This is a genomic window from Lentzea aerocolonigenes, assembly GCF_000974445.1.
Taxonomy (GTDB): Bacteria; Actinomycetota; Actinomycetes; order Mycobacteriales; family Pseudonocardiaceae; genus Lentzea; species Lentzea aerocolonigenes.
Genome location: NZ_BBOJ01000005.1, coordinates 128848 through 151872, shown reverse-complemented (window position 1 = coordinate 151872; position 23025 = coordinate 128848). Strand labels below are relative to the sequence as shown.

Annotated in this window: 17 protein-coding genes; 12 read left to right on the top strand and 5 right to left on the bottom strand. The window is 68.9% G+C overall.

What is annotated here, in order from left to right:
- Positions 1-42: 42 nt before the first annotated feature.
- Entirely contained in the window at positions 43-906 is an 864-nt protein-coding gene (locus AOM45_RS11390) for a Scr1 family TA system antitoxin-like transcriptional regulator (RefSeq protein WP_030467410.1), read from the top strand.
- Between the two features lie 357 nt (positions 907-1263).
- Here the strand turns inward: AOM45_RS11390 and AOM45_RS11385 are convergent, their stop codons facing one another.
- Entirely contained in the window at positions 1264-4230 is a 2967-nt protein-coding gene (locus AOM45_RS11385) for an AfsR/SARP family transcriptional regulator (protein WP_156093800.1), read from the bottom strand.
- Positions 4231-4464: 234 nt separating this feature from the next.
- Here AOM45_RS11385 and AOM45_RS11380 point away from each other — a divergent pair, with 234 nt between their 5' ends.
- Positions 4465-5586 (top strand): hypothetical protein, encoded by a 1122-nt coding sequence (locus tag AOM45_RS11380; RefSeq protein WP_051783313.1) that lies wholly within the window; start codon positions 4465-4467, stop codon positions 5584-5586.
- A 103-nt stretch (positions 5587-5689) separates the two neighbouring features.
- Here AOM45_RS11380 and AOM45_RS11375 read toward each other — a convergent pair whose 3' ends face one another.
- Entirely contained in the window at positions 5690-7705 is a 2016-nt protein-coding gene (locus AOM45_RS11375; protein ID WP_051783260.1) for an ATP-binding protein, read from the bottom strand.
- A 182-nt stretch (positions 7706-7887) separates the two neighbouring features.
- Between AOM45_RS11375 and AOM45_RS11370 the strand changes: the two genes are divergently transcribed.
- The gene (locus AOM45_RS11370; RefSeq protein ID WP_030467414.1) at positions 7888-8370 is read left to right on the top strand and encodes a MarR family winged helix-turn-helix transcriptional regulator; all 483 of its coding nucleotides are present in this window, start codon (positions 7888-7890) and stop codon (positions 8368-8370) included.
- A 50-nt stretch (positions 8371-8420) separates the two neighbouring features.
- Positions 8421-9020: a DsbA family protein gene (locus tag AOM45_RS11365; protein WP_030467415.1), complete on the top strand. Its 600-nt coding sequence runs from the start codon at positions 8421-8423 to the stop codon at positions 9018-9020.
- 10 nt (positions 9021-9030) lie between these two features.
- Here the strand turns inward: AOM45_RS11365 and AOM45_RS11360 are convergent, their stop codons facing one another.
- A complete protein-coding gene (locus AOM45_RS11360; protein ID WP_059362345.1) occupies positions 9031-9933 on the bottom strand; it encodes a GGDEF domain-containing protein in 903 nt (300 codons plus the stop codon).
- 241 nt (positions 9934-10174) lie between these two features.
- On the opposite strand from AOM45_RS11360, the gene AOM45_RS49380 reads away from it, so the two are divergent.
- The 5 genes from AOM45_RS49380 to AOM45_RS11335 all read left to right on the top strand — a co-directional run bounded on the left by AOM45_RS49380 (position 10175) and on the right by AOM45_RS11335 (position 14462).
- Positions 10175-10882 (top strand): hypothetical protein, encoded by a 708-nt coding sequence (locus AOM45_RS49380; RefSeq protein ID WP_156093801.1) that lies wholly within the window; start codon positions 10175-10177, stop codon positions 10880-10882.
- Between the two features lie 67 nt (positions 10883-10949).
- A complete protein-coding gene (locus tag AOM45_RS11350) occupies positions 10950-11507 on the top strand; it encodes a hypothetical protein (RefSeq protein ID WP_156093802.1) in 558 nt (185 codons plus the stop codon).
- Positions 11494-12699 (top strand): MAB_1171c family putative transporter, encoded by a 1206-nt coding sequence (locus tag AOM45_RS11345; protein WP_030467419.1) that lies wholly within the window; start codon positions 11494-11496, stop codon positions 12697-12699. Before AOM45_RS11350 ends, AOM45_RS11345 begins: the two co-directional genes overlap by 14 nt.
- Positions 12700-14070, top strand: a complete 1371-nt coding sequence (locus tag AOM45_RS11340) for an NAD(P)/FAD-dependent oxidoreductase (protein ID WP_030467420.1) — start codon at positions 12700-12702, stop codon at positions 14068-14070.
- A gap of 2 nt (positions 14071-14072) precedes the next feature.
- A complete protein-coding gene (locus AOM45_RS11335) occupies positions 14073-14462 on the top strand; it encodes a hypothetical protein (RefSeq protein ID WP_030467421.1) in 390 nt (129 codons plus the stop codon).
- Here AOM45_RS11335 and AOM45_RS11330 read toward each other — a convergent pair.
- Positions 14446-14919 carry a VOC family protein gene (locus AOM45_RS11330; RefSeq protein ID WP_030467422.1) on the bottom strand — a complete coding sequence of 158 codons (474 nt, stop codon included), beginning with the start codon at positions 14917-14919 and terminating at the stop codon, positions 14446-14448. The genes AOM45_RS11335 and AOM45_RS11330 overlap by 17 nt on opposite strands.
- Positions 14920-15003: 84 nt before the next feature.
- Here AOM45_RS11330 and AOM45_RS11325 point away from each other — a divergent pair, with 84 nt between their 5' ends.
- Complete coding sequence (locus AOM45_RS11325; protein WP_030467423.1) at positions 15004-15957, top strand: helix-turn-helix transcriptional regulator; 954 nt, start codon at positions 15004-15006, stop codon at positions 15955-15957.
- 273 nt (positions 15958-16230) lie between these two features.
- On the opposite strand, the gene AOM45_RS11320 is transcribed toward AOM45_RS11325, so the two are convergent.
- Positions 16231-16704, bottom strand: a complete 474-nt coding sequence (locus AOM45_RS11320; protein WP_030467424.1) for a DUF4262 domain-containing protein — start codon at positions 16702-16704, stop codon at positions 16231-16233.
- 141 nt (positions 16705-16845) lie between these two features.
- Between AOM45_RS11320 and AOM45_RS11315 the strand changes: the two genes are divergently transcribed.
- Together AOM45_RS11315 and AOM45_RS11310 are read left to right on the top strand one after the other, a co-directional pair.
- Positions 16846-19890 carry a hypothetical protein gene (locus tag AOM45_RS11315; RefSeq protein ID WP_156093803.1) on the top strand — a complete coding sequence of 1015 codons (3045 nt, stop codon included), beginning with the start codon at positions 16846-16848 and terminating at the stop codon, positions 19888-19890.
- Complete coding sequence (locus tag AOM45_RS11310) at positions 19890-23024, top strand: TIR domain-containing protein (protein ID WP_030467426.1); 3135 nt, start codon at positions 19890-19892, stop codon at positions 23022-23024. The genes AOM45_RS11315 and AOM45_RS11310 overlap by 1 nt, the downstream gene beginning before the upstream one ends.
- Position 23025 lies beyond the last annotated feature (1 nt).

Sequence of the window (23025 nt, the reverse complement as noted above, 5' to 3'; positions counted from 1 at the left end):
CTTGGCGGTACGTTTGCGACCAATCGACCGACAGGAACCGCGATGGCCCGCTCCGACGACGCCCAGCACGACCTCGACGACCTGGGCGCGCTCATCCGCGCGCACCGGAAGAGGGCTGGGCTGACCGGGGCGGAGGCGGCGCGTCGGGCGGGGTTCACCCAGTCCAAGATGTCGAAGATCGAGAACGGCATCCTGCTGCCGGGCGCGGACGACGTGCGCCGCCTCGCCGTCGGGCTGAGCATGGACGCGGACGCAACGGCGCACGCGCTCGACCTGATCGACCGAGTGCAGGACGACCAACCGGCGCGACGCATCACCCTGCGCCGTGACACCTTCGCCGAACATGCGGCACTGCTGGCCAAGTTCAGAGGCGCCGGGTACGTCGTCGCGGCCGACCCCGCTGTCGTGCCCGACTGGTTGAGGACCCGCGACTACCTGTTCGCTGCGACAGGCCCGCTGTCGCAGCGCAACACCAGGACCGCGACGGCCTTGCTGCGCAAGAGGCAGGACCTGATCGCGACTCCGAGCGTGCGGTTCGAGTTCTTCGTGTTCGAGACGGCGTTGCGGAACCGCGTCGGCCCGGCGCAGCTCATGAGCGAGCAGATGCTGGAGCTCGCCGCGATCACCGCACGCCACCCGAACGTCATCGTTCGAGTGGTCCCGCGCGAGGCCGTGATCACGCCCGCGCTGCTGCACGGCTTCGAGGTGCACGACGACGAACAGGTGGTGATCACCATGACGCCAGGCGTCATGGTGATCACCACCGAGGACGACGTCCAGCCGTTTCGCCGGATGACCACAGCGCTCCGAGCCTGCGCGATGGACGAGGGCTCCTCACGCAGCAGCCTGCAACGGATCGCTCTGGCCTACCGGTCGAACGCGCTCACGGAGAAATACGCCGCCTGACCAGCACAAGAACCTGAACATCTTTCAAAACCGCAGGCCCCAGGGCTCTGCCGGGCCGACCTACTCGAAGTGGTCGTCCCTGTTGACGCCGTCGCACCAATGCTTCGAGGCGTCTGTCGACGGCGCATCATTCTGGACCATTGCAACAACCGCCACCGCAGCGACCACGCCAAAGACGGCAAGCAGCCGACATAGCGCCTTGATCAAGGCTCTGCTCCTGGATTCGTCATCGCCCGGAATTCGGGCTTGAAGCCGGAATCTTCTACCGACAGACGCAGTGCTGTCAACCCGTCACACAGGAGAAGGACACTCGAACAAGCGAAAGCCCGCAGGAAAGGTACTGTCAGTAATGAAAGTTCAGAACGCTTCGGTATCCCGCTTGACCACGGGAGAATCTTTACGAGCCCCAGGCAGCTCGATTTCCAGCTCGAGTTCACGTAGCTCAGCGGCCATGCGGTCGCCGCGCTCGGGCTGCAGGTCAGCCAGCAGGGCGACGGCGAGCGACAGCGCTTCGATCGCACCGTCCCGCAAGCCTTCGCGCGCATGAATGCGTCCAAGAACGTGCAACGCGGTCGCTTCGCTCAGCGACGCACCAGCCCGCCCGCAGAACTGGATCGCTTTGCGCGCATATTGTTTAGCTTCGAACAGATTTCCGTCTTCGAGTTCGATTTCGCTCAACAGCGCACAAACCTCACCCACTCGCCCCACGGCGAGCAATCCAGCGTGCTTCCACAGTGCGGCCTCGGCGAACCCACGAGCTTCCGCAATTCGTTCTCTCGCGAAGCTCAGCGATCCGAGCAACTGGAGAACGGTGGCCTCAGAGGCTTCGTCTTCCTGCTCACGCGCCAGCACCAATGATTTGTGGTAGTAGGAAGCAGCACGCTGGTAGTCAAAAGCTTCCTGGTAGGCCTCTCCGGCGCGATAAAGAAAGACCTTCTCCATTCCGGGGCCGCGTTCACCGATCATCCGCACCAACGTGAGAGCGCGCTCATGGCTGTCGATCCCCATGGTGACGTTGCCCGTCGCGACCAAGATCCGCGCACCGGTGTGCAGGCAGAACGCAATTCCCGGCGTCTGGTCGCCCGGTGCCCGCAGGTAGGCCAGGTGCGCGGAGTGCACGTAGTGCTCGGCCCGTCCGTACTCCTGACGCGCGAGGTAGGTGTGGCCGATCTGCTGGAGCAGGTCGGCGAGGTGTTCCGCAGCCGACTCGCCGAGCGCTTTGGCGCCGGCGAGCCCGGCGTGCAGCACGTTCAGGACCTCGGCCGTCAATCCCTGCCTCAGCCAGATTTGTCCGACCAACTGCGGGATCTGCATGGCGTACTCGAAGTAGCCGGCGCTGATCGCGAACCGCACCAGGGCGACGATGTTCTGCGCCTCGGCGGTGCACCACCGGTGTGCGGCCGCCACGTCGCGGAACTCGAGCGCCCCGACGTTCTCGTCGCTGTCCGATGTGGGCACTCGGATCATGGTTGGCAGCACGCGCACGTCCGCGTTTTCCGCCGTCCTGTAGTAGAAGTCGAGCATGCGGCGTTCGATGGCAACACGTTCGGCCGCGTCTTCGAGAAGCCCGGCCGCAAATTCGCGCAGCAGGTCGTGCAGCCTGTACCTGTCCAGCTCACCCGCCTGCTCCAGCAGGTGCGCCTCCGCCAGGGCGTCCAGGGCTTCGTGGACACGACGGGCGGGCAACCCCGCCATCGCCGCCGCCGCGCTCACGCTGATGCCCGGTCCTGGATGCGCGCCGATCGTCCTGAACAGAAGGCGCGCGTCAGGATCCAAGGCGCGCAACGACTGCGTGAAGACCGCACGAGGCCCGTGCATCGTGCCGATGCCGAGCACACCACGTTCGCGGAAGTGCGTGACGAACGCACCCAACTGCACGCCCGGCCGGGTCGCGATGTGGTTCGCGAGCACCTTCAGCGCGATCGGGAGCCCGCCGCAGACCCTGGACAGCTCGACGAGCTCCTCGCAGCCTCCGCGGTGTTCACCGATGCGGTCGACGAGGAGCCTGCACGCCTCGTCGTCGCTCAACGGGTCGATGGAGATCCGTTGCGGCGCAAGGCGAGCCGCCAGATCGGACAGCCGGGACCGGCTCGTCACCACGACCACACCGGACGCGAACAACGGCAGCAGGGGGTGGATCTGGCTCGTGTCACGAACGTTGTCCAGAACGGCCAGCAGCCGTCGACCGGACAGCACCGACTGGAGCTTCGCGAGGCGGTGGTCGGGATTGACGATCCGGTCGGGAGACACACCGAGGCCCTGCAGGAAGCGGTCGACGACAGAGGAGGTGTCGACACTGACACCGTCGGAAAACCCTTGCATGTCAACGAAGAGGACGCCGTCCGGGAACCGCTGGCGGCGCAGGTGTCCCCAATGGACGACGAACGCGGTCTTGCCCGCACCGCCCACTCCGTCGACGACCACCACGCCCGGCCGGGAGGCCATGACGTCCAACGCCGCGAGTTTGTCCTCGTGGCCCACGAACATCGGCACGTCGAGCGGGAGCTGTTCCGGGACCAGGACGCCCGCGGCACCGGTAGTCGGCTCCGTCCTGGCGACCCCGTGCGCCCTGAGGCGGTCGTGGAACTCGCGCAGGTCCTGCGCCGCGGCGTCGTTGAGCGCGGCCTTGAACGCCTGGTACGTGCTCAGGTAGAGCTGTGTCGCCTCATCGGTGCGGGACGACAGGTACAGCGCTTCGAGCCGTCGTTTGAGCAGGCTCGGGTGCGCGAGGTGGTCGGGAGCCAGGTCGTCGAGCACTTCGAGAACCGAGCTGTAGTCGCCCAGCACGAGGTACTCGCTGCACAGCAGTTCGTAGGCGGGCACCTGCGCCGTCCGCCGGGCCTGGCTGCGCCACGCCTCGGCGCGGCCGGATTTGAGGTCCTCGAGCGGGAGCTGATCACCCCAGACGTGGAATGCCCTGCGAATCGCGTCCAGGGCCTGCTGATGGTCTCCGCGACGAGCCAGATCGCGGGCGCGATCGACGAGATCCCGGTACTGGAAGTAGTCGATGGATTCACGCCGGGCCGTCAAGCGAAATGAACCGTTCGCGACGACCAATTCCACCCGGTCTTGCATCGAATCGAGTGCCCTGCGGATCCGCCAGGAATACGAGTAGAGCGTTTGGGAGGGGTTCTTGGGCGGCACGTCGTCGTCCGACCAGACCCAGTCGATCAGCTCCGCCGCAGGTACAGGCGCTCCCGGACGAGTGAGCAGCACCGCGAGCATCGCGCGCAGCTTGAGCGGGCCCCATTGCGTGTCGACCGTCTCGCCGACACGTATCCCCGTTTGCCCCAAAATCGTGAATCGCGCATCCACCAGCGCCACCCCTCGCGTCCCCGCCGAAGAGTGTCCTCCCTGTTCAGCGGCAATGCAATGCACTCGTTCAGCCCAAGATGACAGTTCAGTGACAGTCCATTGACATATGGACGTGAATAGTGCGTGAAACAGGACACGTGTCTTGCTCGCGAGTGCTCTGAAGTGCGGAGAAAGTTCGTGACAGTCCGATGAACAGTCCGGCCGGGACGGTCTTGGCAATGACTTCGACCGATGGAGGCCGGGATGAACTGGTTCACGACCCCGCTCGGTGCGGGAGGTGCGCACCGCGTGACGGTGCCGGGGTGCCGCAAGGTGCTCGTGATCGTGCCCACCGTGGTGGCGGGCACGCGGTTGCTCGATCTGCTGCCGTTGCTGGACTCCGACTTCCGGGTCCAGACGTACTTCACGCAGCCCGAGCCGGACGTGGGGACCGCGCAGTTCCTCAGCGCGGTGGGAGGGTTGGTGATTCCTTGGGAGATGGCGGTGCAGCACGAGTTCGACCTCGTGCTCGCGGCCAGCTACCGGTTCGTCGACCGGGCGCCCGGGCCCGTGCTCGTGCTGCCGCACGGGGCGAGCGCTCTGAAGTCACGCCAACGGGTTCGGTCGGCTGGGCGCGACGCTCAGCCCACGCACGGGCTCGATCGGCAGTTGCTCATGCGGGGTGGGAAGGTGCCGGCTTCGGTGATCGCCCTGTCGCACGACCACGAGCTCGAGGTTCTTGTCGAGTCGTGTCCCGAGGCCTTGCCCGCGGCGGTCGTGGCCGGTGACATCTGCCTCGACCGGATGCGGGCCGGCCTGCCGTTCCGCGAGCACTACCGGCGGGCGTTGGGGGTGGGGCCGGAGGAGACGCTCGTGACGATCAGTTCGACGTGGACGGCCGACTCCACGTTCTGCCAACGGCCTGAGCTGTACCGGGAGCTGCCGAAGTCGTTCAGGACGGCGGCGGTGCTGCACCCGAACATCTGGGCCGCGCACGGTGCCTGGCAGGTGCGGTCGTGGCTCGCCGACTGCGACGTGATCGTCGTTCCACCCGAAGAGGGTTGGCGCGCAACGATGATCGCGAGCGATGTCGTCATCGGCGACCACGGTTCGACGACGCAGTACGCCGCCGGCGTCGGTGCCCGCATGTTGCTCGCCACCTGTCCGGAGGTGCGTCACGGCAGTCTTGCGCACGTGCTGCGCGAGGCGGTTCCCCTGTACACCGACGACATCGCTGAAGCCGTGGTCGTCGAGGGATTCGCTGAGCTGATCAGTTCCCGGCTCGACCGGTCCGGTGCGATCCTGCGCGCGGCCATGTACCGGCTGCTCGGCATCCCGGAGCCGGCCCGCACAGTGCCGATCTCGCCGGTGCGCCATGGCCGTTGACGTGGGTGTGGTGAGGAGTGACGGGGTGCTGCTCGTCCACGTCGGGCGGGCGACGCCGAAGTGGTGGGCGCTGGCGGACGTGCTGGTGGCCGGGCCCGCACCGTCAGCCGAGGCCGCGCTCGCGGTCGCCGGGCTGTTGTTGCGGCGGTACGTCGGGTGTTCGCTCGTCGTCGTTCCGGTCGAGGTCCGCGAGCCTGGCCAGGACGTGCTCGGCGCTCGGGTCGAAGGACTCGCCGTAGCAGGCCAGCGCGGAGCGGTAGTGGTCGCGAGCCCGCGCGAGGTCGCTCTGCCGTTCGGCGATCTCGCCCAGCAGCTCGAACGCATCGGCGACGTGCATTGGTGAGCCCTCGTCACGAACGTCGGCGAGCACGCTCTCGGCGAGCCGCCCGGCCTCGTCGAAGCGGAATGCCCGGAGCACGGCGCGGGACCGGAACATCCGTGCGCGAGCCCTGTCCACGCCGTTGTCGAACAACGCCTCGGACTCCTCGAGCTCCGTGATGGCCTCGTCGAGACGGCCCAGGTGAATGAGCACTTCACCGATGCGGCGCCGGGCCAGTGCGATTCCGCGAGTGCGTCCGTGGCGAATCTCCACCTCGAGCGCCTCGCGGAAGTACCTCAGGGCCACGTCGAGCTCGCCCCTCAGGCGGTAGATGTGGCCCAGGAACATCAGAGCGGTGGCCCTGCTGCCGAGATCGTGATCGCCCGCGAGCTCGAGCACGGTGCGGACCTGGGCGGTCGCCTCGTCGAGGCGGCCGAGGTTGCGCAGCGCGACGGCGAGTTGGTTGCGCAGCCTGGCTTCCGCGGTCCGCTCACCGCACATCTGCGCCGCCCGCACCCCGCGTTCGTGGGTGAACAGCCAGTCCGAGTAGTGGTGACGCCGCTGGAACAACGCGAACATGGCCTCGGCGAGCTGCCAGACGAGGTCCGGCCAGCCGTGGACGTCGGCCGCCCGCAACGCCTGCACGAGGTTGTCGCGTTCGTGGTCGAGCCAGTCGAGCGCCTGTGCCCGTGAGCCGAACGCGTCCGGGTCGGCCGACTTGAACCGCAGGCCCACGCGCGGTCTGCCCGGGATCGCCGCCACGTCGGCGACGACCGCCTTGTCGAGGTAGAACTCCACGGCGCGTTGGATCGCGTCTTCGCGTTCGGCGTCGTTCTGCGCACGTGCGTGCAGCTGCAGCAGGTCGTGGAACCGGAACCGGTCGTCGCCGACCTCGATGAGGAGGTTCTTCTCCACCAGGTCGTCGAGGTCGTCCTCGACCTCACCGACGTCGTCGGCGAGCATCGCCGCCGCGGCCTCGACGCCGAAACTGGGGCCGGGGTGCCAGCAGCTCAGGCGGTAGAGCCGAGCCTGACGCGGCGGGAGATCCACATAGGACAGATCCAGCACCGCGCTCACCGAGGCCGAACCGCCGAGATCCAGGCCCGCCAGCCTCCGGTTCTCGGTCCTGAGCTCGTCGACCTCCCTGGCCAGCGTGCGCCGCGGCCGCCGGGACAGTCGTGCGCCGATCACCCCGAGCGCGATCGGCATCCCGCCGCACAACCGCGCGAGCTCCCGTGCGGCGTCGGCCTCCTCCGCGAGCCTGGGTTCGCCCACCACGCGTTCCAGCAGCTCGACCGAGTCCCGCAGGTCCATCGGGTCGACCTCGATGAACCGGGCGCCGTCCATGCCGAGCGGGCTGAGCCGCCACCGGCTCGTCACCACCACGACACAGCGCGGCGAGGCGGGCAGCAGCGGCCTGACCTGGGCGGCACTGGCGGCGTTGTCGAGCAGGATCGCGAACGAGCGGTTCGCGGTCAGCGAGCGGAACAACGCCTGGCGCTGCGGCAGACCCGGCGGCACGACCTCGACGCCGAGCGCGCCCAGGAACCACTCGAGCACCTCGTCGGGCTGCGCGGCCTCCGCGTGGGCACCGAGATCCACGTAGAGCTGACCGTCGGGGAACCGGTCGCGCGTGTCGTGCAGCCACCTCAACGCGAGCGCGGTCTTGCCGACCCCGCCGGGCCCGCTGACCACGACGAGCAGCTGGCGCTCTTCGCGCTCGTGCCACCTGTCGAGCTCGGTCAGCTCGTCGACCCTGCTGACGAACACGCTCGGCGCGGGCGGCAGCTGTTGAGGCACAGGGTTTCCAGGTGGTCCGGAATGGATGTTCAAGGTTCCGATCGACCCCGCCTGCACCACGTTCCCGCAAGCCGTCCCGGACGCGGTGTTCTCGACTCTGCCCACCCGACATCACCCCACGACTCACGCTACGACTTGGAAGTCCGCAAAGGCAGGCCTCGTTCGGTGCTCTACGCTGCGCCGTGGACATCAAGACCCCGCACGACGCGGCGACCAACGCGACGATGCTGGCGTTCGGGCGTCTTCAGGGCGCGGCCAGCCGGCTGGGGTACCTGCTCGGCCGCGCGCTCGAAGAGGAGTGCGGGCTGACGCACCTGGAGTTCGAGGTTCTGCTGATCCTCGGCAGGGCCGGCGAGCCCGGACTGTCGATGCGGGCGATCAGCCAGGAGCAGGTCCTCACCACGGGCGGCGCGACGCGGGTGATCGACCGGTTGGAACGCGCGGGACTGGTGACCCGCGCCGCACACCCCACCGACAAGCGCGGCCGCCTCGTGACACTGACCGCAGAAGGCGCGGAAACCCTGGTCCGGGCGGCGAACCTGCACCTCGAGAACATCAGGACGCACTTCCTGGCGCCGTTGCCGGAGGACCACCGCGAGCAGTTCGCGCAGGACCTCAAGCTCCTCAGCCACGCCGCGAGGGACGCCCTGCCGCGCCTGAGGTGAACCGGGTCACACCACGAAATATCTGACGAGTCAGATACTTTGTACTGCTCGTGAAGCTCCTCTACGTCTTCGACGCCTACTGCGGCTGGTCGCACGCCTTCTCCGGCACCCTGGAGACGGTCATCGAGCGCAACCCCGACCTGCCCGTCGAGGTGATCTCCGGCGGCCTGTTCACCGGCGACCGCCGCGTGCCGATCAGCAACTTCGGGTTCATCAAGGGCGCCAACGTCCAGGTGACCGCGCGGACCGGCGCCACGTTCGGCGACGCCTTCAACGAGGTGCTCGACGAGGGTTCGTTCGTCATGGACTCCGAGGCCGCCGCACGAGGTCTGATCGCACTGCGCCAGGCCGCGCCGGAGCGAGCAGCCGAACTGGCCGTGGCGATGCAGAAGGCGTTCTTCCACAACGGCGCGAGCCTGTCCGACCCGCAGACCTACCGGACGATCGCCGAGGACTTCGGCCTCGACGCCGACGCGGTCGTGGCCGCGTTCGAGACCGTGTCGCCCGACGAGGACTTCGACTTCGCCGCACGCCTTGGTGTGAACGGGTATCCGACGCTGATCGCCGTCCGCGGGTCGGAGATGTACGCGCTCGCCCGCGGCCACGCCACGGCCGACGAGGTGGAGCAGCGGCTCGCGACCCTGCGCTGAGACACAGGCCCTACCGGACGAGACCGTGGTGGCGGTTCGTCCACGCGGCCACGGCCGGCAGCACGTCGGTGATCCACTCGCGAGCGGCGGCCGTGAGCTCGTAGCGCGACGCGCGGCGCAGCACGAAACCGTTGTCCTGCAAGCGCTCCAGCGTCCGGATCACCTTGGGACCGAGGACGGCGACGAGCTCCTCCATCGCCTTGGCACCATCGGAGAGCGCGACCAGGACCTGCGGCAGCTGTTCGCTGCTCATCAGGTCCTGCAACGCGAGCAGGTGGTGCAACGCCGAGGTGTCGGGCTTCCGCTCCGCCGCGAACGCACCGGGGTCGTGCACCTGGACGCGGGCCCGGCCGTTGCGCTTGGCCCGTTGCAGGGCCGCGTCGGTGTCGCGGACCAGGTCGATGAGCGTGTCCTCGCTGCCCGGCACGTGGGAGGCGACCCCGATGGACGCCGTCTGGCCGTGCAGCGTCAAGTGGTAGCCGTCGTTTGTGGTGATCGCGGTCTGCAACGCGCGGATGCCGCGCAACATCCGTTCTGCGACAACAGCAGCCTCACCGCCAGTGGTGCGCGGCAGCAGCACGAGGAACTCATCGCCGCCGTATCGGCACACGAGATCTGACGAGCGTGTGTGCGCCTTCAGCACGTCGGCGACGTCGGTCAGCACGACATCGCCCGCGGGGTGCCCGTACTCGTCGTTGATCTTCTTGAAGCGGTCGAGGTCGATCATCAGCAACGCGACCTGTTCCCACCGGCGCTGGGCACGGCGGTACACGGCGGGCGCCTGGTCGTCCCAGCCCCAACGGCCCAGCAGGCCCGTGAGGCGGTCCGTGGCCCACGCACCAACCGGTTGCGCACACGAACCACAGCGCGAGGGAGCGCTCTCGTCGTGCAGCCGCAGAGAACCGTGATTCACCGGAAGTCCCATCCGCGCAGTCGCCATGAGTCCCCCCAGACTTCAGCTCTGACCGGCCCGAACTGCCCCTTTCAACTGCGGTGACGTCGTTCGGATCGAACGCGACACACCAGTGCAAGCGGCGGAGTGTGATCATAGGACTACGGACAGGTGGATTCAACCCCTGTGATGCCATATGCTCTCTTGGTTCCACAACAGTGGAATGATCGCCGGCCACGAGTCGCTCCAGCGGAGGTGTGGCGTGAGGCCGTTCGCCGAGGTCCTCAACGAGCTGTGCAGCAACCCGCCCGACGGCCGAGGCAAGGTGACCAACGTAGCGCTTGCCGCCGCGGTCAAGGCACGGGGCGGGGACATCGGGCACGGCTACATCTCGCAGCTGCGGCTCGGGGTGAAGGACAACCCCACCTGCCAGGCCATCGTCGACCTCGCGGGCGCGCTCGGCGTGCACCCGGCGGTGTTCCTCGGCGGCCGCGGTGACCTGCACGCGGGAGAACAGCCCGGGTGGCGGGCGAACGCGCTGACGACGCTCTTCGAGGCCGTGCACCCGCCGGACCGCGGACCGTGGTCACCGGAGGAGGTCGCGGCGGCGATCAGCTCGTCCGGTCAGTTCGGCAGCATCTCCGCGAGCTACATCCGCGAACTGCTCAGCTCGGCCAGCGACAACCCGCGGCTCAAGCACATCCTCGGCCTGGCCGACCACTTCGGCGCCGACCCGGCGTACTTCTTCGACGACGACCTCGCGGCGCGGGTCGACTCGGAGCTCACGGATTTCCTGGCACTGCGGGAACTCGGCGTCGTCGAGTTCGTCACCCGGCTGGCCGAACGCACCGGCGAACTGTCGCCGCAGGCCAGAGCCGCTGCGGTAGAAGGGTTCCGGCAGGCCCTGGAGGTCGGCGAGGGCTGGTCGTTCCCGCTGAACAGCCGCCGTCCGTCGCCGGACCTCACTTGATGATGACGACAACGGCGTGAAGATCTCTGTCTGGACCGCTGCCGACGACATCGAGAGGAGGCGACGGGTGAACCGCAGGAAACTGCGCAGGCTGGTCGACGAGGTCGCCCGCGACCTCGACCTGCCGCCCGACGCCACGCACCGCGACGCGAGCCGCCGGGTCTGCGAGCTGATGAGCGAGCGCCTCGAGCGTCCCGTCGACGTCCGCTTCGCCGCCATCACGAACGCGGTGTGCCTCAGCGGCGCGACCGCGTTGCTCGAGAACGGCACGTACCTCGTGATCTGCGCCGACTCCCCGTCCTGGTACCACCGCCTGCACGTGCTGCTGCACGAGTTCGCGCACGTGCTGCTCCAGCACCAGCCCGTCGCGCTCGGCCGCAGCGAGGGCATGCGCAAGCTGGCGCCGCACCTGCTGCCGAGGATGGCGCAGATCATCGCGGGCAGGACGACGCTGACCGAGGACGAGGAACGCGAGGCCGAGAACCTCGCGGACCACCTGCTGGAGCGCCTGACGGAGCACCGGGTGTGGGCCGACACGGCCGCGACGGAGGAACCCGCGCACGTGCGCCGGGTGGCGGAATCTCTCGAAGGAAGATCTCGCTGGGTGCGTCGTGGCGATCTTTAACCTGATCTACCTCTCGTGCGGTGTCGTCGGCCTGTTGCTGCTCGCGTACAAGATCCGTGCGCTGCGGTCGAGCTGGGGCAGCCCGAGGGTCGTGGCGTTGATCGCCACGGTGTTCTTCGGATCGTTCGCCGTGCTCTTCGCCGCGCCCGCGAACGTCACCTGGATCAACTGGGTCAGCGGCGTGCCGAACTTCGCCGTGCTGATCGTCTACGGCCTCGTGATCTGCTTCGCCGGGTCGGCCTACGCCCTGGTGCTGTACTGGCGGTACCCGGCGGCCGAGGCCTGGCACCGGGTACGGCTGATCATCGTCGGCTACGCGACGGTCGTCGCGGTGACGACCGTGCTGTTCTTCAAGTCCGAGATCGGTGAAGAGCGCCAGACCGACTTCGACACGTTCTACGCCACGCAGCCGACGGTTGCGGTGTACCTGTTCATCTACCTCGTGGCCACCGGGGTCGGCTGCGGCGGCCAGGCCTACCACTGCTGGCAGGGCGCGCGGGACGAGGCGATCTCAGCCCGGCCGTGGCTCGCGCGGGGCCTGCGCTGGTACTGCGTCGCCGCACTCTTTCCGGTGGCGTTCGCGGTCATCAAGCTGTTCGTGCTGATGATGGACTGGTTCGGCGAACGCAGCTTCGACGTCCTGAGCCTGGCCGCGCCGCTGATGGCGTCGCTGAGCATGATCCCGCTCGTGATCGCGATGGCGCTGCCGGTGTTCGGGCCGCGGCGCCCGTCGCCGTCGCTGTGGATCCGGCGCTGGCGGACGTACTTCGCCCTGCGGCCGTTGCACCGCGCGCTGGTGCACGTGAACCCCGGCATCGTGCTGGTGGCGCCCGGCAAGTTCCTGAACCCGCACCACCGCGTGCGGCGTCAGATCATCGAGCTCAACGACTGGCGCTGGGCGCTGACGCCGTACTTCGACCTCAGCGTCGGCGAGACCGCGACGTCCCTGGCGCACCAGGCCTCGCTGTCCAAGGACGAGGTGGCCGCCGTCGTGGAGGCCGCGCAGCTGCGCGCCGCGGGGTCGTCCGGGCGTTCGAAGCCCGCGAAGCGCCGTCCCGTCTCGGAGATCGTCGACGGCACCGACCTCGCCGCCGAGCACGACAGGTGGGTGCGGATCTCGCGCGCGTACCTGCACTCGCCGATCGTCGACGCCGCCGTGGCTGACGCCGCACGCGTAGGGGGAATGGATTAGATGGCACCCACACACGCCGTTGTTCTCGGCGGCGGGCTCGCGGGCGTGCTCGCGGCGTCCGTCCTGGTCAAACACTTCGACGAGGTCACCGTCGTCGAACGCGACAAGCTGCCGGACGGGCCGTCGCCGCGCTCCGGCGTGCCCCAGGCCCGGCACGCGCACCTGCTGATGGCCGGTGGTGCGCGGGCGATCGAGTCGTTGCTGCCCGGCACGTTGGACGCCTTGTTCTCCGCCGGCGCGCACCGGATCGGGGTGCCGAACGACCTGGTGTCGCTGAGCGCTCAGGGATGGGTGCCGCGGTTCCCCGAGATGCAGTTCATCGTGTCGTGCAGTCGCGGGCTGCTCGACTGGGTCGTGCGCAGCCAGGCGTTGCGGGACAACAAGATCTCGGTGCTGACCGGCACCGAACCGGTGTCGCTGCTCGGTGACCGGCACGCGGTGACGGGAGTGCTGGTCGAGGACCGGATCTCGCGCGAGCAGATCTCGCTGGAGGCGAACCTGGTCGTCGACGCGACCGGGCGGGGTTCGCGGTTGCCCTCGTGGCTGGTCGACTTCGGGCTGCCCGAGGTGCAGTCCGAGAGCGTCGACTCCGGCCTTGCGTACGCCACAAGGATATTCCGCGCTCCTCCGGCTGCGACGTCCGGTTTTCCGATCGTCAACGTGCAGGCGAACCCGCGTGATCCGCATCCGGGCTGCACGGCGACGTTGCTGCCGATCGAGGACGGCCGGTGGCTGGTGACGCTGTCGGGCACGCGGGGCGGCGAGCCGTCGACCGAGGAGTCCGAGTTCGTCGACTTCGCCCGCTCGGTGCGCAACCCGGTCGTGGGCGACCTGATCGCCTCGGCGGAACCGCTGTCGCCGGTGTACGGGTCGCACAGCACCGCGAACCGGCGGATGTTCTTCGAGCGCTTGAAGTCCTGGCCCGCCGGGCTGCTGGCGCTGGGCGACTCGGTGGCGACCTACAACCCCGTCTACGGGCACGGGATGTCGATCGCGGCGCAGAGCGCTCAGGCACTGGACGCCGGGATGCGGGCGGGGCACGGTGCGCACCGGATCCAGCGCGGCATCGGCAAGGTGGTCGACGGGGCGTGGGCGATGGCCACCAACCAGGACATCCTGTATCCGGGTGCGGTGGGCAAGCCGTTGCCGTTGGCGGGCAAGGTCTTGCAGCGTTACGTGGACCGTTTGGTGCGCACGGCCACCACGGAGGCCGCAGTCACTCGGGCGTTCATCGACGCGTTCACGTTGTCCGGGCCGATGGCGAAGCTGATGAGCCCCAAGGTCGTGTGGGCGACGATGCGTGGCCCTCGGAGCGAGGTGTCGCCCGAACCGACGCTGACGGCGGACGAGCGCTCACGGGTGACGGACTGATCATGTACACCCTTCGAGCCGTCATCGCGCGTTCCGGCGTTCTGGACGCTGATCGGGTCGTGCCACTGACCCAGGGGCTTGTGCTGCTGCCCTTGCCCGAGGCGCCTTTGGAGAGCGTGGTTGCCGGGTGGTCTTCACGCGGACCCGTCGCACTCGTGGACGCCGAGTTCTTCGGTGGCGTGGGCTCGCAGCGGGCGCAGGTCTGGGAGCAGGGCCGCAGCGTGCTCGGACCGCTGGTGCTGGAGGAGGACGACCCGGCGCCGGACGTCACCCCGATCTCGCTCGCGCTGCGGCGGCTCGGCGTGGAGAAGGGCGAGCACCACGACGAGTTCGACGCCGTGGGCCTCGGCCGGCACCGGAGCACCTCGGCCTGGCTCACCTCTGCGGAGTGAAGTCCGCGCTCTGCACGTAGTTCATGGCCTTCTTGAACTTCGGGTCCTGCATCCGGACGGCCAGTTCCTCTGCTGACGGCTCGGCCACGCGCTGGTGCAGCCACCAGAGGTTGCCGAAGGGGTCGGCGAACCTGCTGACCCGGTCGCCCCAGAACATCTCGGTCGGCTCGGTGACGACCCTGCTGCCGCGCTCGACCGCGCGCCCGAGCGTCTCGGCGTCGTCGGCGACGTAGAGGCGGAGGAACGCCGGGGTGCCCGGCCAGCCGGGGTGGTCGAAGAGCATCACGACCGAGTCGCCGATGCGGACCTCGGCGTGCCCGATGTTCGGGGACTCGCCGACGCGACCGAGTTCGGTCGCGTCGAACACCGCCGTGATGAAGTCGATCAGCTCTGCGGTCCGGCCTGCGGTGATCAGCCACGGCGTGACGGTGTGGTAGCCCTCGGGGACGACGTTCATCGGTCTTCTCCTTCTGGTCGTTGAGAAAGACCGTATGAACCATGTAGGACCGCTTCGGTCCTAGTTCGTGGGTACGTTTCTGGTGTGAGTGATGCCGCCCGGTTGTTGCGCCTGCTGTCGTTGCTGCAGACACCCCGCGAGTGGCCCGGCAGCGAGCTGGCCTCCCGCCTCGACGTCACGACGCGAACGGTCCGGCGCGACATCGACCGGCTGCGCGACCTCGGCTACCCCGTCGAGTCCACGATGGGCGTGCTCGGCGGGTACCGGCTCGTCGCGGGCAAGGCGATGCCACCACTCCTGCTCGACGACGAGGAGGCCGTCGCCATCGCCGTAGGCCTGCGCACCGCCGCCCGGCAACCGGTGGCGGGCATAGCCGAGGCGTCGCTGCGAGCACTGGCGAAGCTGCAACAGGTCCTGCCACCCCGGCTGGCCCGCCGCGTGTCGTCCCTGACGTCGGCCACCGCACCGTCCGCGGCGTCGTTCGACGCGCTGGTCGACCCCGTGCAGCTCACCGTGATCGCCGGCGCGGCGCATGGTGGTGAACGGGTGCGGTTCACGTACGTGGCGCACTCGAACGTGACGTCTCGGCGGCATGTCGAGCCTGTTCAGTTGGTAGCGCTCGGGCGGCGCTTGTACCTCCTCGCTTTCGACTTGGATCGGGACGACTGGCGGATCTTCCGGCTGGACCGCGTCTCGGCGGCGGTGGCCACCGGGGGACGGTTCTCAGGCCGGACACCGCCTGGTGGAGACGCGGCTTCGTACGTTGCGCAGAAGATGTACGAGACGGGGCCGACGTATCGGGCTCACGTGACGTTGCGGCTGCCGGTGGAGGTGGCTCGGGTTCGGCTGGCTGACTTCGCGGGTGAGTTGGTGGCGGTCGATGGCGGGTCGTGCGTGTGGCACAGCGTTGAGGACACAGTGGATTACCTCGCGTTTCGGCTGATGTTGGTGGGGTGTGAGTTCACGGTGCACGGGCCTGGGGAGTTGGTGGAGCACCTGCGGCAGGTTGGGGAGCGGATCAGCCGGTCGGTGGGGTGAAGGGGTGGGGGTCGCGGACCCGCCGAGGTGCAGAGCGGGGGTCGATTGAGGTAGCGGGCCCCAGGTCGGTCGGGCGAGAAGCGGGTTCGGTGGTGAGCGAGAGCCACTGCGGGCCTTGCCGGACCACGGGCCAGGGCGATCGCCGGCGTAGAGCCGTCTGAGGGGCCGGGGGGCTCGGCGCGCCCGCCGGACGACACCTTGCCTCCACACGCAACCAGCGAATGCCGCGGGACCTACCCGCCGATACCCGCACGACACCCCCGCCGAAGCCGCTCACGGCGGCGCGGCCCTCACCCCCAGCACCGGCTGCCCACCCAGCACCCCCACGTAGTCGCGCTCCCAAGGCCACCGCCCCGCCCCGTCCGCGTGCACCAGTTGCAACGCCTGGATTCCCTCCCCGAACAGCCGCGCGGACACCAGCAGGTGCGCCCACGGCCGCGCCACCTTCACCACCTCCAGCAGCGGGCCTCCCGGCAGACCGAACCGACGGCCGGGCAGAGGGACGCAGCTGTGCACGAGGTGTTCGGCCGTGTCGTCGAGCAGGCGGCCCGCTTCGAGGACCGCCATGCCCGTCACGACGAGTTCCGGCAGGCCTCGGAGGGTCAGGCCGACGGTGTAGGCCCAGGGCGGGTGGGCTCGGTGTCGTTCCATCGCTTGCACGGCCCAGCCTCGCGCGTCGATGCAGCGGCGCAGGGTGGCCAGGTGTTCTTCCGCGCGGTCGGCGGGGTGGTCGCAGTCCCAGCACATGGTGGTCTCCTCGGATCGGTGGTGGATCCAGTGTGCCGAGGAGCACCGACAAGATCGTTTGGGGCAGTTCGTTGACAGAAAGTGGACAAACGATCTGTGGGCCGTCTGGATCGTTAATCTGCGACGCACGGAGGATCGTCCATGCGCCAACGAACGCTTCTCATCGCCTTGGCCGTGGCCGTGCTTGTCGCGGCTGCGGGCATCGTAGTCGTGCTTCTGCCTGATGAGGCTGGGGCGCAACGGCAGCAGCAGGGTTTTGTCGTGTCGTTCGCGGCTGCGGAGAGCGCGCTCGGCGACGACGAGGCCGAGCGACGCGAGCAGATCAGGGACTGGGCACGTTTCGGGCTGGCCGCGCGGCTCGACGTGGACACCGGTGGGATGCGTGACGCGTTCTTCGACACCTTTCCCATCAGGGACAACGGGTTCAGCGACCTCGCCAGGCAACCGACCGGGCCCGGCAGGGCGCTCTTCCACGGCGACACGCTGCACCTGCTCGTGCCGCGTGACGACGTCAACGACAAGCGCACCGCGGGTCTGTTGCTGGATCAGCACCGCACGGACACCGGCAGCGATCCGGCGCAAGTGCAGGTCCACCGGTACGAGATCCGCGACCACACCATCGTCATCACCGACGAGAACCCGCAGAGCGCCAACGACTTCCGCACCCGGAACGGGTACATCACCAAAAAGATCAACGACGAGCTGGACGAATTCCTCTCCGCCGCGAAACACCTGTCCACGCTGGAGATTCGCGACGGCGAGGTGCACGCGGGCGGCTGGAACTGGCCGGGACCGGACGTCACCGCCCAGGACATCACCGTGCTGCAACGCGCCTACAGCAGGCACGAGCAGCCGGGGTTCTCCCTCGACCCGCCGAAGAAGATCCCGACCCGGGAAGACGTCCGGGCCGTGCTGAAGAACGTCCCCCAGCAGACCGTCGACCTGCTCCTCGACGGTCAGGCCGACGCCGCGCTCGTCGAAGCGGGCGTCTTCGACGAGGTCTCCAGCGAAAAGCTCAAAGCAGCCGGCCTGCCCACGGACCGCACCGACCTGTGGACGATGCTCAACCACATCACGAACCACCCGCTCTACAACGAGGCGCGCTACGACGGCGGCATCGCGGGCACCGAGGTCGGCATGACGTTGTTCTACACCGACCTCATCGCCAAGCAGTGGGTCGACGGTGTGGGTGACGGCGTCCCGACGATCAGCGGGTTCGTGCCCGACAGCAACGCCGCCACGCCGCCGAGCCACTGCGAGACCAGCGCGGGAGAGGAGTCCGGCAGGCTCTGGTTCGGCCAGAACGACAAGGCGTTCTCCTTCAACGGCGACAAGGCGTCCATCGGCGCCCAGTCCACTCGGCTCTTCTCCCGTTCGGACGGCGCGGAAGGCGAGGTCGAACCCTCCTACGCGTTCGGCAGAGGACTGCGCTGGTGGGACGAGCACTACCAGAGCGTCGCCGACCACGAGGCCCAGTACGCGCGGCTCGACCAGATCATGCGCTGGAGCGGCGCGCTGGAATGGCTGGCCAGCAAAGGAAAACGCCTCCCCGAGACCGAACCCGCCACCGACCTCAGGTTCACGGACTGGTACACCCGCCATCAGGATCTCAAGGAACGCGGCGACATCCGGCCCGTGCAGCCGCCGTCGGCCACGCAGGAAGCCGTGCTCACCAAGCCGTCCAAGGCGTTCAAGGACTGCGGGTTCTACCACGTGCGGGGCGGTGTCTCGCTCGGCGACGGAATCGCGAGGACCGGTGACGGCTTCCGGGCCGACCTGCCGGAACCCGTCCGCCGCGCGGGCCCGAAGGACGAGACCTCCGCGCTCGACAACGGCAACGGGAAGATCACCGAGGTCACCGTCGCCAAACGCGAAGTCGTCGACAAGGTCGAACGCACCATCAACACCGCCGACGGAACCGCCACCGTCAAGACCACCGCGTCCGGCCGCCAGGTCGTCCCGCTGGGCGAGCTGAAGGTCATGCGGACCAACGTCCGCCAGCTCGCCACCACGCTCAAGGCCGACCGGGCCAGGATCGACTACCGCGTCGACTACCAGGGCAACCACCTCGGCACGCTCGTCGCGGAGAAGACCCGGTCGTTCATCTCGCTCAGCTGGGCCAAGGGTGTGGTCAACCGGATGGTCCAGGCCCTGCAACCGTTGCAGCGCGGCAAGTCCCTCAACGACAACGTCTTCTACAGCCAGCGCGACGCGAACGGCCAGACGCAGCACCGCGTCGGAGGCAAGGACGACCCGTGGCTCACGATCGGCCCGGACGCCCCGGCGGACACCTTCACCGTCCGCGCGGGAGTGCCCGACGGCCGGGGGATCGTCAGCCACCTGCTCGCTGGACTCAACCCGCGCGCGCCGCCCACCGGCGAGTTCATGACGCTGAAGCCCACCCGCGACGGCCCTCCGATCGCGGAGTTCGGCAACGCACCACCGACCGGCACCCCGATCCAGGTCCGCACGCCGGACGGCCGCAGCTCGCAGCTGCACGTCGACGGGAACCAGGTCACCGTCGCCACCTCCGATCCGTTACTGGGCCACAACGGCGAGGTGGAGGGCGCGGCGATGCTCAGCGACATCGCGCACGTCCTGGCCACACGCACCGAGACGAACGGGCTGCTGCAGGCCGTCCGGTTCGGCGACATCGGCGCCATGATCGGCCGGCACGAGATCTTCCTGAGTCCACCGGGACACCAGTGGTCGACCAGGGTCCTCGAAGCGCTCGGCGGCAAGGCCACCATGCGCGTCACCGACGGCAAGGCGATCCACGTCGACCAGTCGTCGTTGCACCGCGTCAGCACCAGGAAACTCACGATGAGCGAAGTGCTCAACTCGCCCAGCACCACGATCTACCTCAACGAGAGCTTCCGCGCCACGCTGTCCACGAAGGACGGTCCGGTGGCCGCCGACGCGCTGAACCAGGACATGACCGTCACGGTCCGGGAGGTGAGCGCGGATCAGCAGCAAGCGGTTCCGGCCGACGTGCGCGTGCACCGCGACGCCGAGTGGATCCGGGTCGACGCACCACCGCGGATCGGCCTGCCGACCAGCCTGAACATCGTCATCACCCTCAACTCCGCCGCCCCGTCGTCCAGCCCCGCGACACCGAACGGCCCGGCCGCCCGCATCCTGCTGATCTGCCACGAGAACGACGACGCGCGGGGCTGCGGGGACTGATGGAGATCGAGCCGGGCACGCCCCTCGCGGAGGCGGTCAAGGCCGCCCGCTCCGCCGCACTGCGCGGCAACGTGCTCGGCGTCGACCTCGCCTACGAGAAGGCCGCGAAGATCAGCCCGATCGTCGCCCACGACCACTGCGCCACCCTGCTCAACCTCGGCGCCGTCGCGAAAGCCGCCCAGCGCTGCGACGAGTACCTGGCCGAGAGCAACGACACGTCGCTGCGCGTGCTGAGAGCCCAGATCCGCAGTGCCGCGACGGACCACGCCCGCGCGGCCCAGGACGTGCGCGAGCTGCGGAAGCTGAAGCTCACCGAACTGGAACAGGCGAAACTCGCCCGCGTCGCCGCACTGGCCGCCGCCGACCGCTACGACTACCCCACCGCGGAAAGCGAACTGGACGCCGCCGAGCGCCACTTCCGCCGCGCGGGACGCACCGAGCACCTCGAAACCGTTGGCAGGGACCGGCTCCTGCTGGACGTGCGCAGGGGCACGCACGTCCCGAAGATCGACGACAGGACCCCGCACACCCCCGCGGAGTTCCTGCAACGGGCCGCCGCACTCAGGAGAGAGCTGCGGTACGAGGAAGCGCTGGTGCTGATGACGAGGTGCGTCACCAGCTTCCAGATCGAGTCCGCGCTGAGGTTCGCCGTCGTGTACGAGCTGACAGTCCTGCTCGTGCTGACCCGGCAGGCCGGTGCGGCGCGCAAGCTCTTCCCGCTGCTGGTCGCCGCGGCGGGCCCGGAGGTGATCTCGAAGCTCCCGGACGCCACGCGCACGCTCAGCGTGGAACGCCACCTCGACCACGTGCGCCGCCTGATCGCGGACGACGAGCTGATCGCGGCGGAAGGCATGCTGGGGCAGGGGAACTCCGCGCTCTGGCACCTGACCTCGGCCGAGCTCGCCCACGCCAGGGGACGGTTGGACGACGCCCTCCACCACTTCCACGAGGCCGTGAACCGGTCGGCCCATGCCGAACTGAAGGCGTTGGCACTGCGGAAACTCGGCGACGCGTGCGCCGACGCCGGCGACGAGGACGGTGCCGCCCGGTACTGGACGGAGTCCCACCACCTCGAAGAGGACGTCGCCGACCACCAGGAGAGCCCGAGCGTCAAGCTCCGGATGCTGCGCGCCGCCCCCGACGAACACGACGGCCGCGTGCTCGCCGCCGTCCGCCGCGTCCGGCGCAGCGGCCCGAAAGCATTGGCAGGGCTGGTGGTCGCCGTCGAGGCGGCCAGAGGCGCCACGATCCTCACCGAACCCCGCGCCCTGCCGAGGTTCACCGACCTCCGCGCGGCCAGGCGCTGGCTGCGCAGGACGACCAGGCACCTCCCCCGGGACCAGGTCGTGTGGATGATGCACGCGACACCGGACCAGCTCCACCACGTGATCATCGGCCGCCGGACCGTCCACCTGACGACCGACGTCCACATCAGCGATCTCACCGACACGATCCGCCGGCTCAAGGCGTGGAAACCCCACTACAACCCGGCGATCCTCGGTGCGCTGCTCACCGAGCTGGCCGGGCTGATCGCGCTGGACGACGTCATCGGGGCACTACCACCGAAGATCACCCGGATCGCCGTCGTGGCCGGTGACGTCCTCGCCGACGTCCCGCTCGTCGGCCTCCCCGTCCCCGGCACCACCCACCACCTGGGCCTCACCCACGCGCTGTCGAGTCTGCCGTGCCTGTCCGCCCTCTCCCCGCTGCACCGGCGTTCCCGCGGGCAGCGCGGTGACCGGACGGCGATCTTCAGCCCGGACTCCCTGCTGCGCAGAGCCACGACACCGGGCGAGAGGTTCGCTTCAGCGGCGGAGCTGGAAACCGTCCTCGGGGAACATCGCTTCCAACGCATCCGCATCGACGCGCACGGCACACACGACCGCGTGGACCCCGACCAGTCGTGGCTGACCTTCGGTGACGAACGGGTGTCCGCGGAAGCGTTGGCAAAGCTGGACTTCAGCGCGTGCGGCACGGTCGTGCTGGGTGCCTGCGAGTCCGGCATGGCCCAGCAACGAGGCCGCGACGAACAGGTCGGTTTCGTCCGCTCGGCCATCACCGCGGGCGCGGCGGCGGTCGTGGCGGCGCGGTGGAAGGCCGAGGACGAGGCAGCACGGAAGGTGCTCGACGCGTTCGACCGCAACCTGGCCAGACTGCCGCGCGACCGCGCGTTGCAGCACGCGCTCAGAGAAGTCTCCGACCAGCACCCCGCCGACTGGGCGTGCTGGTCGTTGTACGGCGACGCAGGAATCCAGACCACAGCGGGCCCGCTCCGCAGAAGACTCAGGAAGGACGGAGACCCCGTGCCGCTCGAAACCCGACCCAAGGTGTTCCTGTCGTTCGCCGGCAAGGACCGCCCGCACGCCGAGCAGCTGCGCACCGAGCTGGAGGCGCGCAACGTCAACGCGTACCTCGACGAGAGCGCGATCGCACCCGGCCGCAACGTGGTCGCCGCGATCGACGAGGCGCTGGCCACCTCGGACTACTACGTGCTGCTGTGGTCGGCGAACACCCCGCAACGCGAGTGGGTCACCAACGAGTGGACGGCGGCGTTCAACCTCGAGATGACGCGCCGACGCGCCTTCCTGTTCATCGTGCGGCTCGACGAGGAACCGCTGCCGCCGCTGCTCGCGCCGCGCAAGCACATCGACATGGTGGACGCGGCCGACCGCCTGGTCGCGACGTGGCGCGCGGACCGCAAGTCGGAGTTCCCCGTGTTCCCGCAACCCGTGCCGCCGACGCCGGACGGCCCGACCGCGGCGATCTCGGTGCGCAGCCACGACCTCGGCGTCACGCACGTCGTGATGACCCCGCTGCACCTGACCGGCGCCGCGCTCTACCGGGCGGTGTTCGAGGCGATGCAGCTGCCCACCGAGCAGGCCACGTTCGACGGCACGATCGGGATGCGGTTCTCCTACGAGCTCTACCAGCACAACGACCCGATCCCGGACGACCAGTCCGTCGTGGAGCTGACGTCGGACCTCGTCGACATCGCTGTGCGCGTCGAGTCGTTCGGCCCGCGCGGTCCCTTCAACACCAAGGAGTTCCGCGCGGACGACGAGCTCGACGAAGGCCTGGACGTCGACCAGCAGCGCATGCTGCTGGTCGACGCCTTCCGCCATCTGCTTCCCTGAC

Excerpts from the sequence above, each read along its gene's own strand:
- AOM45_RS11390 (WP_030467410.1), top strand. The coding sequence starts at position 43 with ATGGCCCGCTCCGACGACGCCCAGCACGACCTCGACGACCTGGGCGCG.
- AOM45_RS11380 (WP_051783313.1), top strand. The coding sequence starts at position 4,465 with ATGAACTGGTTCACGACCCCGCTCGGTGCGGGAGGTGCGCACCGCGTG.
- AOM45_RS11340 (WP_030467420.1), top strand. The coding sequence starts at position 12,700 with ATGGCACCCACACACGCCGTTGTTCTCGGCGGCGGGCTCGCGGGCGTG.
- AOM45_RS11335 (WP_030467421.1), top strand. The coding sequence starts at position 14,073 with ATGTACACCCTTCGAGCCGTCATCGCGCGTTCCGGCGTTCTGGACGCT.
- AOM45_RS11330 (WP_030467422.1), bottom strand. The coding sequence starts at position 14,919 with ATGAACGTCGTCCCCGAGGGCTACCACACCGTCACGCCGTGGCTGATC.
- AOM45_RS11320 (WP_030467424.1), bottom strand. The coding sequence starts at position 16,704 with ATGTGCTGGGACTGCGACCACCCCGCCGACCGCGCGGAAGAACACCTG.
- AOM45_RS11315 (WP_156093803.1), top strand. The coding sequence starts at position 16,846 with ATGCGCCAACGAACGCTTCTCATCGCCTTGGCCGTGGCCGTGCTTGTC.
- AOM45_RS11310 (WP_030467426.1), top strand. The coding sequence starts at position 19,890 with ATGGAGATCGAGCCGGGCACGCCCCTCGCGGAGGCGGTCAAGGCCGCC.